This window comes from uncultured Arthrobacter sp., from assembly GCF_902805515.1.
In the GTDB taxonomy this organism is placed as follows: Bacteria; Actinomycetota; Actinomycetes; order Actinomycetales; family Micrococcaceae; genus Arthrobacter_D.
This window is the reverse complement of the sequence record NZ_CADCTE010000151.1, coordinates 1-12,143: the sequence shown is the minus strand read 5'-3', so window position 1 is coordinate 12,143 and position 12,143 is coordinate 1. Positions and strand designations below refer to the sequence as shown.

Annotated in this window: 14 protein-coding genes; 4 read left to right on the top strand and 10 right to left on the bottom strand. The window is 67.7% G+C overall.

From position 1 onward, the window contains the following. Positions 1–8: 8 nt before the first annotated feature. On the bottom strand, positions 9–593 hold the full coding sequence (locus tag QZX79_RS13675) for a YdeI family protein (RefSeq protein WP_294568952.1): 585 nt from the start codon (positions 591–593) through the stop codon (positions 9–11). Between the two features lie 171 nt (positions 594–764). On the opposite strand from QZX79_RS13675, the gene QZX79_RS13670 reads away from it, so the two are divergent. The 3 genes from QZX79_RS13670 to tgt all read left to right on the top strand — a co-directional run bounded on the left by QZX79_RS13670 (position 765) and on the right by tgt (position 3,580). Further along, the gene (locus tag QZX79_RS13670; RefSeq protein WP_120165723.1) at positions 765–1,304 is read left to right on the top strand and encodes an NUDIX hydrolase family protein; all 540 of its coding nucleotides are present in this window, start codon (positions 765–767) and stop codon (positions 1,302–1,304) included. A gap of 99 nt (positions 1,305–1,403) precedes the next feature. Then, positions 1,404–2,255 carry a DUF6707 family protein gene (locus QZX79_RS13665; RefSeq protein WP_294568950.1) on the top strand — a complete coding sequence of 284 codons (852 nt, stop codon included), beginning with the start codon at positions 1,404–1,406 and terminating at the stop codon, positions 2,253–2,255. A gap of 47 nt (positions 2,256–2,302) precedes the next feature. Then, positions 2,303–3,580 carry a tRNA guanosine(34) transglycosylase Tgt gene (gene tgt / locus QZX79_RS13660; protein ID WP_294568948.1) on the top strand — a complete coding sequence of 426 codons (1,278 nt, stop codon included), beginning with the start codon at positions 2,303–2,305 and terminating at the stop codon, positions 3,578–3,580. Positions 3,581–3,614: 34 nt separating this feature from the next. On the opposite strand, the gene QZX79_RS13655 is transcribed toward tgt, so the two are convergent. The 8 genes from QZX79_RS13655 to QZX79_RS13620 form a co-directional block, all read right to left on the bottom strand. Next, positions 3,615–4,277 (bottom strand): LytR C-terminal domain-containing protein, encoded by a 663-nt coding sequence (locus tag QZX79_RS13655; protein ID WP_294568946.1) that lies wholly within the window; start codon positions 4,275–4,277, stop codon positions 3,615–3,617. Then, on the bottom strand, positions 4,270–4,569 hold the full coding sequence (locus QZX79_RS13650) for a type II toxin-antitoxin system VapB family antitoxin (RefSeq protein WP_120165727.1): 300 nt from the start codon (positions 4,567–4,569) through the stop codon (positions 4,270–4,272). The genes QZX79_RS13655 and QZX79_RS13650 overlap by 8 nt, the downstream gene beginning before the upstream one ends. Positions 4,570–4,665: 96 nt before the next feature. Further along, positions 4,666–5,049: a D-ribose pyranase gene (gene rbsD / locus QZX79_RS13645; RefSeq protein ID WP_294568943.1), complete on the bottom strand. Its 384-nt coding sequence runs from the start codon at positions 5,047–5,049 to the stop codon at positions 4,666–4,668. Continuing rightward, the gene (locus QZX79_RS13640; protein ID WP_294568941.1) at positions 5,046–5,993 is read right to left on the bottom strand and encodes a ribokinase; all 948 of its coding nucleotides are present in this window, start codon (positions 5,991–5,993) and stop codon (positions 5,046–5,048) included. The genes rbsD and QZX79_RS13640 overlap by 4 nt, the downstream gene beginning before the upstream one ends. Beyond that, a complete protein-coding gene (locus QZX79_RS13635; protein WP_294568939.1) occupies positions 5,990–6,928 on the bottom strand; it encodes a substrate-binding domain-containing protein in 939 nt (312 codons plus the stop codon). Before QZX79_RS13635 ends, QZX79_RS13640 begins: the two co-directional genes overlap by 4 nt. A 43-nt stretch (positions 6,929–6,971) precedes the next feature. Next, positions 6,972–7,955, bottom strand: coding sequence for an ABC transporter permease (locus tag QZX79_RS13630; protein WP_366484991.1), 984 nt, complete (start codon positions 7,953–7,955; stop codon positions 6,972–6,974). Further along, on the bottom strand, positions 7,952–9,484 hold the full coding sequence (locus tag QZX79_RS13625; protein ID WP_294568938.1) for a sugar ABC transporter ATP-binding protein: 1,533 nt from the start codon (positions 9,482–9,484) through the stop codon (positions 7,952–7,954). Before QZX79_RS13625 ends, QZX79_RS13630 begins: the two co-directional genes overlap by 4 nt. Continuing rightward, a complete protein-coding gene (locus QZX79_RS13620) occupies positions 9,481–10,494 on the bottom strand; it encodes a LacI family DNA-binding transcriptional regulator (protein ID WP_294568936.1) in 1,014 nt (337 codons plus the stop codon). Before QZX79_RS13620 ends, QZX79_RS13625 begins: the two co-directional genes overlap by 4 nt. Positions 10,495–10,602: 108 nt before the next feature. Between QZX79_RS13620 and QZX79_RS13615 the strand changes: the two genes are divergently transcribed. After that, positions 10,603–11,472, top strand: coding sequence for a hypothetical protein (locus tag QZX79_RS13615; protein ID WP_294568934.1), 870 nt, complete (start codon positions 10,603–10,605; stop codon positions 11,470–11,472). Between the two features lie 8 nt (positions 11,473–11,480). On the opposite strand, the gene QZX79_RS13610 is transcribed toward QZX79_RS13615, so the two are convergent. Continuing rightward, positions 11,481–11,996: a glutathione peroxidase gene (locus QZX79_RS13610; RefSeq protein WP_294568930.1), complete on the bottom strand. Its 516-nt coding sequence runs from the start codon at positions 11,994–11,996 to the stop codon at positions 11,481–11,483. Positions 11,997–12,143 lie beyond the last annotated feature (147 nt).

Here is a 12,143-nt window from a genome sequence, read left to right as displayed (position 1 = left end):
CCGGAGCCCTACCGCTTCTGCGGGTACGGCGTTTCCCCGCGCTCGAGCATTCCCACGAACCGTTCGACCGCCCGCTGCCGCCCCGCCGGGGTATGTACCTGCCCCAGCCGAAAGATCAGGGCATACCGGTTCTGGGAGGACAGCCCGTCGAAGGCCTCCTGCGCCCGGGGACTGGCGGCCACCGCGGCGGCGAGGTCGTCGGGCACCACCGCCGTAGCGGGGCCGGCGTACGCGCGGTCCCACCGTCCATCGGCCCGTGCCGCCTCGACGGCGGCGAGGCCGGCCGGCCGCATCCTCCCCTCGGCGGTGAGCCGCTCGATGTAGGTGCAGTTGCGGATGGACCAGATGCTCTTCGGCGTGCGCGGCGTGAACCGCTGGAAGTAGCTTTCCGCGTCCCTGCCGCGCCGCTGTCCGTCGATCCAGCCGAAGCAGAGCACCTCGTCGAGCGCCTCCGCGTAGGTCAGGGTGGTGAGCGTGCCGCCCTTCTTCGTCAGGATCAGCCACACCCCACGGGAAGCCGCGTGCTCCGCCTCGAGCCACTGCGTCCACTCCCGGACGCCGGGGAGGAGAAGTTCGGGCAGATCGTCGGCCATGGCGCCACTGTATGCCCGCCCGGTGCCGCACGCCAGCGCCGAAAACGACTGCGGGAAGGACCTGTTCTGCCCCTCCCTGAACTGGAGCCGGCACATCGCGGGCTTTCAGCCAATGGCCGAAGGAGAGCGCGCCGCTGTCTTCCGGGGCCGTTCCTGCTATAAAACTTGGTTATGAATGTGCGCACCCCCGACCCCAATCCAGGCTGGCTCTCCGAAGAGGATCTTTACGAGGCCCGCCGCCGGCTCCCGATGGTCTATGTGGAGGCGATCCCGGTCCGGTGCGATGCCCTGGGCTACGTCAACGAGGTCGGGCTGCTCCTGCAGGCCAACGCCGAGGGCGAGATGGTCCGCACCTTCGTCTCCGGGCGGGTGATGTACCGGGAGACCATCCGGGCCGCCCTCCTGCGCCACCTCGAGAAGGACCTCGGTCCCCTCGCCCTGCCGCAGCTGCCGCCGTCGGTGCTGCCATTCACCATCGCCGAATACTTCCCCTCCCCCTCCGAGACCGGCCTGACTGACGACCGCCAGCACGCCGTCGCGCTGGCCTACCTGATCCCCGTCACCGGGGAATGCAGTCCGCGCCAGGACGCCCTCGAACTGTCCTGGCTGACGCCCTCGGAAGCCCTTAGCCCCTCCATCCAGGCGGAGCTGTCGGGCGGCCGCGCGGACCTGCTCCGCCAGGCCCTGGCCCATGCCGGCTGGGGCCGCTAGTCGGGCTTCGGGACGCCGTTCCCGTATCTTTATCTAGGCACAGGTCAGCGGAACGCCCTGATGCCACACGCGGGGGCAGCTGAGCGAGGTACGAAAAACGTGGAAAAAAACACTCTCCAGGCACGGCCCGTCGCGGCCGAGGCCCTCGCCGCCGGCCAGCGCATCGCGCTTCCGGACGGCTCCGGCTACGTCGAGGTGGGCAGCGTCGACATCGAGTCCGATGACTTCGGCGTTCCCGCCGTCGTCGTCGCCACCCTGGCCGGTGGACGGACGCTGCGCATCGCCAGCGGATCGGTGGTGTCGGTGGAGACCGTAGGAGGCGCTCCGCTGGTTCCCGCGGTGGCCGCCGACGACGGCTCACCCGAGGAGCTGGTGGCCCAGGTCGCCACGCTCCACCCTGGCAGCGACCGGATCGGCGAGCTGGCCGAGCGGCTGGCGCGCGGCATCAACTTCAAGTCGGGCTCCAACCTGCAGGACCTTCACGACCTCGCGTTGACCCTCTTTGTCGACCGCGGCGACACCGGCAGCGCCCTGAAGACCGCGGACCTGCTCACGGACCTCGGGTTCGACGGCAACTTCGGCCGCTGGAAGTGGATCGAAAGCGCGCTGGCCATGGCCGCCTACCTGACCCGGGACGACGAGGCACGGTCCGCGGCCTACTCCGTGGCGCTGCGGGCGGCCGATGAGTCCGAGACCGACCCGCTGCGCACCAAGGTCAACGCGGCGGTGCGGCAGCGCCAGCTGAACAATCCCAACCTGTACGACCCGGAGATCCTGCGGGCCACCGCCGCCGGCAACCGGGCGGCCGAGAAGGACTGGCGGGTGCTGCGCCTCGGCGTCCTGCTCTACCTGCGGGCGCACGGCGGCTCCGAGACCCTCAGCCGCGAGGTGCTCGACCGGCGCATCGCCAACGAGCTCAGCGCCGTCGCGGGCCTCGCCAGCGCCTCCTGAGCCGCACCGCGGACGGGAGGGCCCGCGGTAGCTGGCAAAATGGACAGGTGCATCCACAGTCCCAGCAGTCGTCCTTCTCGTTCACCGTCGGCGCCCGGTTGGAGGAAACCACCGGCCGCCCCGACGGGCAGGGACGGCGGTACGGCCGCACCGGGGTGATTTCGACGCCGCACGGGCAGATCGCCACCCCGGCGTTCATCCCCGTCGGCACCAAGGCGACCGTCAAGTCCGTCCTGCCCGAGTCGATGAAGGACCTCGGCGCCCAGGCCCTGCTCGCCAACGCCTACCACCTGTACCTGCAGCCGGGCCCCGACATCCTCGACGAGGCCGGCGGTCTGGGCGCCTTCATGAACTGGCCGGGGCCCACCTTCACCGACTCGGGCGGCTTCCAGGTGATGAGCCTGGGGTCGGGATTCAAGAAGGTCATCAATATGGACGTCCCCTCCGGGTCCGAGGCGGCCGGCGCCGATGACCGGGTGGCGGCGGGCAAGGAACGCCTGGCGCACATCGACGATGACGGCGTCTGGTTCAAGTCCCACCTCAACGGCGACCGGCACCGCTTCAGCCCGGAAATCTCGATGCAGGTCCAGCACCAGCTCGGTGCCGACGTCATGTTCGCCTTCGATGAGCTCACCACGCTGATGAACTCGCGCGGCTACCAGGAGGAATCGCTGGAGCGCACCCGGCTGTGGGCGGAGCGGTGCATCGTCGAACACGAGCGGCTCTCCAAGGAGCGCAGCCACCGGCCGTACCAGGCCCTCTTCGGGGTGATCCAGGGCGCCCAATACGAGGACCTGCGCCGGAAGGCCTCCCAGGACCTCGGCTCAATGAACTTCGACGGCTTCGGGATCGGCGGGGCCCTGGAGAAGGAGAACCTTGGCACGATCCTCGGCTGGTGCAGCGAGGAACTGCCGGAGGACAAGCCGCGGCACCTGCTGGGCATCTCGGAGCCGGACGACCTGTTCACCGGCATCGAGAACGGCGCCGACACCTTCGACTGCGTCTCCCCCACCCGGGTTGCGCGGAATTCGGCGTTCTACACCCCCGACGGCCGCTGGAACCTCTCCAATGCGCGCTTCCGGCGCGACTTCACCCCGCTCGTCGAGGGGTGCGACTGCTACACGTGCACGAACTACACCCGCGCCTACATCCACCACCTGTTCAAGGCGAAGGAAATGGTGTCGGCCACCCTGATCTCGATCCACAACGAGCGCTTCGTGGTGCGGATGGTCGACGACGCGCGGGCCGCCATCGCCGACGGGACCTTCTACGAGCTCAAGGCCGAGATCCTCGGGCGCTACTACGCCTCGTCCCCGGCACGCTGATTCGAGGCGCCGCCACTCCGGTTTCTGCCGGCCGTTACTTTGCTGGCGCGGGCGTCTCCGGCGCGAAGCAGACGAGACCCCCGGGGGCCTTGTCCACGCTCTCCGCGGGGGCGATCGCGGAAAAGCCCGAGCCGAGGACGATGTCGATGGTGCGCCCCTTGCGCTTGTCCACGACATAGACAGATTTCGGGATGGTGCGCTGGAGGGTGAAGGCATTGGCCTTCCCGTCCGGGCCGGAGACGATGATGGCCGTCATCCCGGTGGGGTCGACGCTCCGGTTGCCGACCTCGGCGACCACGAAGGCGCGCTCCCGCAGTTGGCCCGCCGCCTTGCCGGCCAGGCCCTCGATGTCGGTGCTGTTGTACACGTTGACGGTCACCGAGCTGGGGTCCTGGTAGTCGAACGGGCCCGCCGGGCAGGTTTCGGTGGGCCGGGGCGTGGGTTCGAGTGCGGCGATGCGGATGTCCCCGCGGTTGATGCCGACCGCGGTGAAGGCCGCGGCGCCAAGCAGCCCCACCAGGAGCAGCAAAACGACGCCGTGGCGGATCCGTTTTGAGGTGAGGGCGCGCCGGTCCCGCTCGTCGGCGGCGAACACGGCTCCGAGGTCGGTCTCGGTGACGATCCGCTGTCCGTGCCACTCCGTTGGGTCCCTGCGGGCGAGGGCGCGGGCCCGGCGGCCCGAAGGGTCCTCAGCCATCGATCACAAGCACGCGCGCGTGGAGGATGGTGCGCTGGTGAAGGGCGGTGCGGACGGCCCGGTGCAGCCCGTCCTCGAGGTACAGGGTGTCCTGCCACTGGACGACATGGGGGAAGAGATCCCCGAAAAACGTTGAATCCTCGGCCAGCAGGGCCTCAAGGTCAAGTGTGGTTTTCGTCGTCACCAGCTCATCGAGCCGGACCTGCCGGGGAGGGACCTCTGCCCAGTCCCTTGGGGACACATGTCCGTGGTCAGGGTAGGGTCGGCCATCGCTCACAGCTTTAAAGATCACTGATACAGCCTATGGAAAACAGGCGCGCAATGGAATATAAGCCTCCGCGGCCGCCGATCCGTGGCCAAAGGGTTACCTTTGGCCACGGATGCCAGCCTAGAAATCCACTCCGGAAGAAAGGATGACGTTGGCGTACGGGGTGGCCTCCCCGGTGCGGACGACCAGCCGCGCCGTGGGCAGCAGGGCCTTCAGGTCCTCGTGCGGAATGGTTCGGGGAGTGAGCCCCTCCGCACGCACCCACTCGCCGGCCACGCCGTCCTGCGCTTCGGTGGCGATGATGCTGCCCTCGACGATGATCTCTGCCAGCACCGCCCGCAGCACCTCCGTGAACCGGGGAATCCCCCGGACCAGGGTGAGGTCGACGGTCGGGACCGTTGCGGGGATGGGCAGGCCGCTGTCGGCGATGACGACGAGGTGGCCGTGGCCGAGGCCCGCGATGGCCGAGCTGAGGGCGGGGTTCAGGATGCCGCCGCGCTTCATGCGGTGGCTCCTTCGCTCTTGCTGATCCCGTCGCCGGGGAGCACGTCGGCCAGGGCCGGGTAGGACGGCTGGGCGCCCTCGGACCGGACCGCGAACGCGCCGACGCGCACGGCGAACCCGACGCCGGAAGCCAGGCTGTCGCCCGCGGCGAGGCGGGCGGCGAGCGCCCCAACGAAGGCGTCACCGGCCCCGGTGGTGTCGACCGCCGAGACCTTCGGCGCCGGGAAGCTCTCCACGGTGCCGTTGGAGGCCACCATGGCTCCTTCGGCACCGAGGGTGAGGACCACGGAGGCGAAGCCGGCCGCCGACAGTGCCTCGATGATCCTGCGGTGGTCGGACGCCGTGGGGAGGTCCCGGACGCCCAGCTGCTCGAGCACCAGGATGCCCTCGTGCTCGTTGACCACCAACGGGTCGGCGGCCAGCAGTACGGAGCGTTCGACGTCGATCACCGGTGCAAGGTTGATCATCACGCGGCCCTGGGCGTGCTGTACGGCTTCGGCAATCGACTCGGCGGGGATTTCCCCCTGGAGCACGAGGACCGAGGCCTTCGAGATCAGGGACGCCTGGGAACGCACCACCTCGCGGGTCACCTCGGCGTTGGCGCCGGGGATCACCACGATTGAGTTTTCGCCGCTCACCGAGACCTGGACGAGGGCCACGCCGGTGCCGGCGTCCGCAGGGTGGAGAGCGAGCCGGACCCCGGCGGAACGCAGCCCGGCCAGGGCGGCGTCCGCATAGGCGTCCGGGCCCACGGCGCCGATCAGAGTGACCGGCGCCCCCAGCCGTGCGGCCGCTACGGCCTGATTGGCACCCTTGCCACCGGGCAGGACGGTCATTGACCGGCCCAGCACTGTTTCACCCGGTTGCGGATGTCGCTCCAGCGTCACGACGAGGTCGGCGTTGATCGACCCCACGACGACGACGCCCGGTGGATTGGTGCTCATTCCGTGAACTCTCCTACGTTTTCCTCGTTGACGGTGGTCACGGGCACGGGGACCGTTGACTCGACCTCTTCGTCATTGAGGAGCTGGACGAGGATCTCGACCGAGCGTTTGCCGAGCTCGGCGGGCTGCTGCGCGACCGTGGCCGTCAGGGTGCCTGCCTCGATCGCGGCGAGGCCTTCCTCCGTGCCGTCGAAGCCGACGACGCTGACCTCGCTGCCGGCCCGGTCACCGAGCGCCTGGATGGCGCCCAGCGCCATCTCATCGTTCTCGGCGAAGATTCCGGTGACGTCCGGGTTGGACTGCAGCAGGTTCGTTGCCACGTTCAGCGCTTCCGCCCGGTCGAAGTTGGCGGTCTGCTGCGCCACCACCTCAATATCCGGGTAGGCCTTGAGGCCTTCGGCGAACCCTTCCCCGCGGTCGCGGCTGGCGGAGGTGCCCGCCACGCCCTGGAGCACGATCACCTTGCCCTTCTCGTCCATGGCCCGGGCCAGTTCTTCGGCGGCCTGCTTCCCGCCGGCCACATTGTCACTCGAGACCAGGGACTGGATTTCGGCCCCGTTCACGGTGCGGTCGACGGCCACGATGGGGGTGGCGTTCTCGATCAGCGGGGCCACCGAGGCCGCCGCAGCGTCCGAGTCGACCGGGTTGATGATGACGCCGTCGGTGCCGCTGGCGGCGGTGGCGAGCTGGTTGGTCTGCGTCGCGGAATCGTTCTGCGCGTCGATGACCTCGAGGTCGATTCCGGCGTCATCGGCCGCGGCCTGGGCACCATCGCGCAGTTCGACGAAGAACGGGTTGTTCAGCGTCGAGACAGCCAGCGTGACGCTGTCGCCGCCGGACGCCGCGTCGTCTCCGCCGCGGTTGCATGCGGCGACGCCGAGCAGGAGTGCGGCTGAGGCGGAAAGCGCCACGATCTTGGTGGGAGTGAACTTCATTGTTTTTTCCTTTTATCTGTGGGGGTGGTTGGAGAGGAAAGAGTTAGTGCTGCGCGGTCTTGCGGCGGAGCGAGTCCACACCGACGGCCAGGGCGATCACGAGGCCGATGACCACCTGCTGCCAGAAGGATGAGACGTTGAGCAGGTTGAGCCCGTTGCGGATGACGACCAGCACGAGCGCACCGATCAGGGTGCCGCTGATGCGCCCGACACCGCCGGCGAGGGAGGCCCCGCCGATGACGACGGCGGCAATGGCGTCGAGCTCATATCCGACCGCTGCCTGCGGCTGGGCCGAATCGAGCCGGCCGGACAGCAGCAGGCCCGCGAGCGCCGCGAAGAACCCGGAGAGCGCGAAGACGGTGATGAGGACCCGGCGCACGGGGATGCCGGACAGCCGGGCGGCCTCGGTGTTGCCGCCCACCGCGTACATGTAGCGGCCCATGACCGTGAAGTTGAGGATCAGGGCTGCGACGGTACCGGCGATGATCAGCACCACGATGGGCATGGGTACCGGGCCGAGCATGCTGCCGAGGAAGGAAACCTCGGGAGCGGTCGGGATGGGCCGGCCGCCGGAGAGGACGAGGGTGAGGCCGCGGGCCACACTCAGCATTGCGAGGGTGGCAATGAACGATGGAAGTCGTCCGTAGCTGACCGCCAGCCCGCTCACCGCGCCGCTGAGGGTGCCGATGAGGAGCCCTCCAATCAGTGCGATCCAGCCTGGCAGGTCGGCTTGGGAGAAGATCCAGGCCGAGCCCATCGCCGAGAGTGCCGCAACCGATCCCACGGACAGGTCGATTCCGGCCGCAACGATCACGAACGTGAGCCCGAAGGCGAGCACCGCGATCACGGAGGCCTGAATGCCGACGTTCAGGAGGTTCCGGCCGGTGAGGAAGTCGGGGGTGGCGATGAAGAGCGCCAGTCCGAGGACCACCAGCCCTACGAGTGCTCCATTGCCGGAGAGGAACGTCATGAACGATCCCCGTCCGCGCCCCTTGGGGACAGCTACAGCTTCAGCTACCTTGTTCATGATTCGTCCTTCATCTGCTTGTCTTCAATTTCTCGCTGTACATCGCGGACGGCCAGCGACATCACTGAGTCCTGCGTTGCGGATTCGGCTGGCAGTTGGCCGGAGACGTGGCCGCCGCTCATGACGACGATCCTGTCGGCCATGCCGAGCACTTCGGGCAGTTCGCTTGAGACCATCACGACGGCGCCGCCGGCCGCGGTGATGGCGTTGATCAGTTCGTAGATTTCGACCTTCGCCCCGACGTCGACGCCGCGGGTCGGTTCATCGAGCAGCAGGACGGTTGCGCCTGCGACGATCCACCGGGCGAAAACCGTCTTCTGCTGGTTCCCGCCGGAGAGCGAGCCGACGGTCTGGTCGAGGCTCGACATTCGGATGCGGAGCTTGTCGGCGACCTCCTGGGCACGCTTGCGCTGCCCGGCGAAATCGACGATCCCGGCCCTCGCCGTCGCCGCGAGGGTCGCGTAGCCGATGTTCTCGTTGACGTCCGCACCGAGGACAAGGCCCTGGACCTTCCGGTCCTCGGGGACATGGCCGATACCGGCCCGGATCGCCGCACCGACGTTGAGCGGCGGCAGGGCCTTGCCCCGGACCGAGATCCTTCCTGAGGTGTACGGGTCGATTCCGGCGATGGCGCGGATCACCTCGGTGCGGCCCGCACCGACCAGCCCGGCGAGCGCGACGACCTCACCGGCCTGCACCGAGAAGGAAACATTGTTGACCATGCCCTTCGTGGAGAGCCCGCTGACCTCGAGGAGGGTTTCTGCGGGCCCGGCGTACTCGCGGCGGCGCGGGAACTGCTGATCGATGTCGCGGCCGACCATGAGGCGCACCAGTTCGTCCTCGTGTGTGGTGGCGGGAACCTCCGCGATGAACCGGCCGTCGCGCAGGACCGAGACCGAATCGCCGATGGCGGCGATCTCGTCGAGGTGATGGCTGATGAAGACCATTCCCACCCCGCGCGACCTGAGGTCCTCCACGACCTTGAACAGCGAGGCGATCTCCCGCTTGGTCAGTGCCGCGGTCGGCTCGTCGAGGATCAGCATGCGGGCGTTCAGGCTCAGGGCCTTCGCGATCTCGACCAGTTGCTGATGGGCGATCCCCAGCTCCCCCACCATTCGGTCGACATCGAGGTCCAGTCCGATCAGGGCGAGGGCGGCGCGGGCGTCCTCCTTCATCCGAGCCTTGTCCACGAGCCCGAAACGGCGGGGCAGGCGCCCCAGGGAGATGTTCTCGGCGATGCTCATCGTGCCCACCAGGTTGAGTTCCTGGTGGATGGTGGCGATGCCGTGCTTTTCGGAGGCCTTCGTATCGGGGAGCTGGACCTCCTCGCCGTCGATCAGGATCCTGCCGCCGTCGGGCTGGTGGACGCCGGCCATCATCTTGATCAGGGTCGACTTGCCGGCGCCGTTTTCGCCCAGGAGAACCTGCACCTTGCCGGGCAGGACGTTGACACTGACGCCATCGATCACTGTGACGGGGCCAAACGCCTTCGACACGTTGTCCAGCGTAAGGATGGGACTGCCGTTCATGATTGCCGTTCTTTCTCAAATTCGGGGGTGGAGCCGCGGACGATCAGGCGGCCTGGGATGGTGTTGGAGGCGGGTGATCCGCCCCCAATGACGCTCATCAGCATGTCGACAGCCAGGCGCCCCATTGCGTCGATATCGTGTGCGATCACCGTGAGTGGCGGGTTGATGAGGTTGAATGCGTCGATGTCGTCGTGGGCGACGAAGGCGAGGTCGGGCCCGATGGCGATCCCGCGTTCATTACAGACTCCTACCGCCCCGATGCTCATCAGGCTGTCCGCGGCGAGCAGGGCCGTGGGCGGGTTGGGAAGGTCGAGGAGGGTTCGCGCCCCTTCGGCTCCGCTGGCGGCCTGGAAGTCGCCAAGGAAGATGAGTTCGGCGTCGGTGTCCGCCCCCGTGGCGGCCAGGGCTTCCTTGTAGGAGCGGAGGCGCTCGCGGCCCGTGGAGGTTGACTGCGGACCGGCGATGTAGCCGATGCGGCGGTGTCCCCGGGCCGTGAGGTGCTTCACGGCGTCGTGAATGCCCGTCGAGTTATCCGGACTGACGGATGGGACCTCCATGGTGTCGAGGACCCGGTCAACGAAGACCACCGGCACCCCGCTGCGGAGCAGCTGGTCGAGGTTGCCGCCATCACCCTGGGGTGCCGCAATGACTCCGTCCACCCGCTGGGACAGCATGACGTCAATGTACTCGTCCTGCTGCGCCACATTCTCGTTCGCGTTACCAAACAGCGTCATGTATCCGAAGCTGCGGGCCCGCTGCTCCACTGCATGGGCGAGGTCGCCGAAGAAGGGATTGCGGACGTCCGGGAGGAGCAGGCCGATGGTCTGCGTGCGGGTTTTCCGGAGGGACCTGGCCTGCGCATTCGGACGGAAGCCGAGCCGTCCGGCCGCGGCCTCAACAGCCTTGCGCGCCTCCTGCGAGGTGGCCGGGTGGCCCGACAGGACGCGCGATGCTGTGGCTTTGGAAACCCCCGCGGCGTCCGCCACGTCCTTGATCGTAATCTGCTTCATTGCATTTCCTTACGGTGGAACCGATTCCATGGAATCGATTCCATGAGTATGTGCTCTCGTGCTTCGAATGTCAACAGGCACCGGGACGGCGTCGGTCCATAATGGAACATGCCCTTTTCCGAAGCCCGCATGGGCCTGCTCCTCGACGTTGACGGCCCCATTGCCAGCCCCGTCACGCGTACTGTTCCCCAGCCGATCATCGATTACCTGCTCCGGCTGGCCGGTGCCGGCTGGCCCGTGGTGTTCAACACGGGCCGCTCCGACGCTTTCATCCGGGAGCAGTTATTGAACCCCATGATGGCCTCAGGTATTCCCGACGGGGTCCGGTTCCACGCGATCTGCGAAAAGGGCGCATCCTGGTTCAGCTTCGACGCCGACGGTGCAGGTGAAGTGCACGTGGACGAGGAACTTGCCCTGCCCTCCAGCTTCGGCGACGACGTCCGGGACCTTGTGGAGGAGAAGTACTCGGCGCTGATGTTCTTCGATGAGACCAAGCGCGCGATGGTCTCGGTTGAGCAGTCGCTCGACGTCAGCAGCGCCGACTACCTGGCAGGCCAGGCCGAGTTCGACGCCGATGCACTCGACATCCTGGCGAGCTACGACATGGGCGGAATCCGGCTCGGCCAGGAGCGGCCCGACAGCAACGGGGAGGTGGGTTACCGCATTGATCCCACCATCATCTCCACCGACATCGAATCGGTCCGGCTGGGCAAGGACCTCGGCGCGGAGCGGGCACTGGCCCTGCTGGCTCCCTTTGGGGAGGTTCCCACGATCTGGCGGACCGTCGGTGACTCACGGACCGACTACGCGATGGCGGACTATCTCTTTGCCAAGGGCTACGACGTCGCCCACGTCGACGTCCGGCCCTCGGACGGCGTGCCGGAGAAGCCGTACCCCATCCTTATCGAGGAGGGCCTGGTCAACGAGGAGGCCGGAGCGGCCTTCCTCGCAGGCTGCGTCGCCGTCCTCGCCCAGTAGGGCGCTGCCTAGGCGGCGGCCTTCAGGCAGGATTCGATCGCGGCGGCAATCTGGGGGGCGTCAGGCTCCACGGTGGGGGCGAAGCGGTCGATGATGATTCCTTCGCGGTTGATGAGGAACTTTTCGAAGTTCCACCTCACCAGTCCGGGCAGCACCGACTTCGACAGGCCGGCACCCTTGTACCCGGTCAGCCGGGCGTACAGCGGGTGCTGGTTCTTTCCGCGCACATCCGCCTTGCGGGTGAGCGGGAAGGTGACGCCGAAATTCATTGAGCAGAAGGACCGGATGTCCTCGTCGGTTCCCGGCTCCTGGTTCATGAACTGGTTGCAGGGAACGCCGAGCACGACGAAGCCGTCCGCCTCGTACCTCCGGTACAGCCGCTCCAGTCCCTCGTACTGGGGAGTAAACCCGCAGTTCGATGCCACATTGACCACCAGGACGATGCTGCCCCGGTAGTCGCCGAAGGACCGCGTGGTGCCATCATTCATGGCCAGCTCGATGTCGTAGAGGTCACTTGTGGGCATGGCTGCTCCTCACTCGTCGTCACCAACGAAGGATCTTCGTTCCGGGGCGCCCTTTGGATGGGATGCCGGGGCGGGGAAGTTGGGGCGGGGAAGTTCGGGCGGGGAAGTTCGGGCGGTGAAGTTCGGGCGGTGAAGTTGGGGCGGGAA

Coding starts and splice junctions, on each gene's coding strand:
- QZX79_RS13675 (WP_294568952.1), bottom strand. CDS start 593: ATGGCCGACGATCTGCCCGAACTTCTCCTCCCCGGCGTCCGGGAGTGG.
- QZX79_RS13670 (WP_120165723.1), top strand. CDS start 765: ATGAATGTGCGCACCCCCGACCCCAATCCAGGCTGGCTCTCCGAAGAG.
- QZX79_RS13655 (WP_294568946.1), bottom strand. CDS start 4,277: ATGGCTGAGGACCCTTCGGGCCGCCGGGCCCGCGCCCTCGCCCGCAGG.
- rbsD (WP_294568943.1), bottom strand. CDS start 5,049: ATGAAGCGCGGCGGCATCCTGAACCCCGCCCTCAGCTCGGCCATCGCG.
- QZX79_RS13640 (WP_294568941.1), bottom strand. CDS start 5,993: ATGAGCACCAATCCACCGGGCGTCGTCGTCGTGGGGTCGATCAACGCC.
- QZX79_RS13635 (WP_294568939.1), bottom strand. CDS start 6,928: ATGAAGTTCACTCCCACCAAGATCGTGGCGCTTTCCGCCTCAGCCGCA.
- QZX79_RS13630 (WP_366484991.1), bottom strand. CDS start 7,955: ATGAACAAGGTAGCTGAAGCTGTAGCTGTCCCCAAGGGGCGCGGACGG.
- QZX79_RS13625 (WP_294568938.1), bottom strand. CDS start 9,484: ATGAACGGCAGTCCCATCCTTACGCTGGACAACGTGTCGAAGGCGTTT.
- QZX79_RS13620 (WP_294568936.1), bottom strand. CDS start 10,494: ATGAAGCAGATTACGATCAAGGACGTGGCGGACGCCGCGGGGGTTTCC.
- QZX79_RS13615 (WP_294568934.1), top strand. CDS start 10,603: ATGCCCTTTTCCGAAGCCCGCATGGGCCTGCTCCTCGACGTTGACGGC.
- QZX79_RS13610 (WP_294568930.1), bottom strand. CDS start 11,996: ATGCCCACAAGTGACCTCTACGACATCGAGCTGGCCATGAATGATGGC.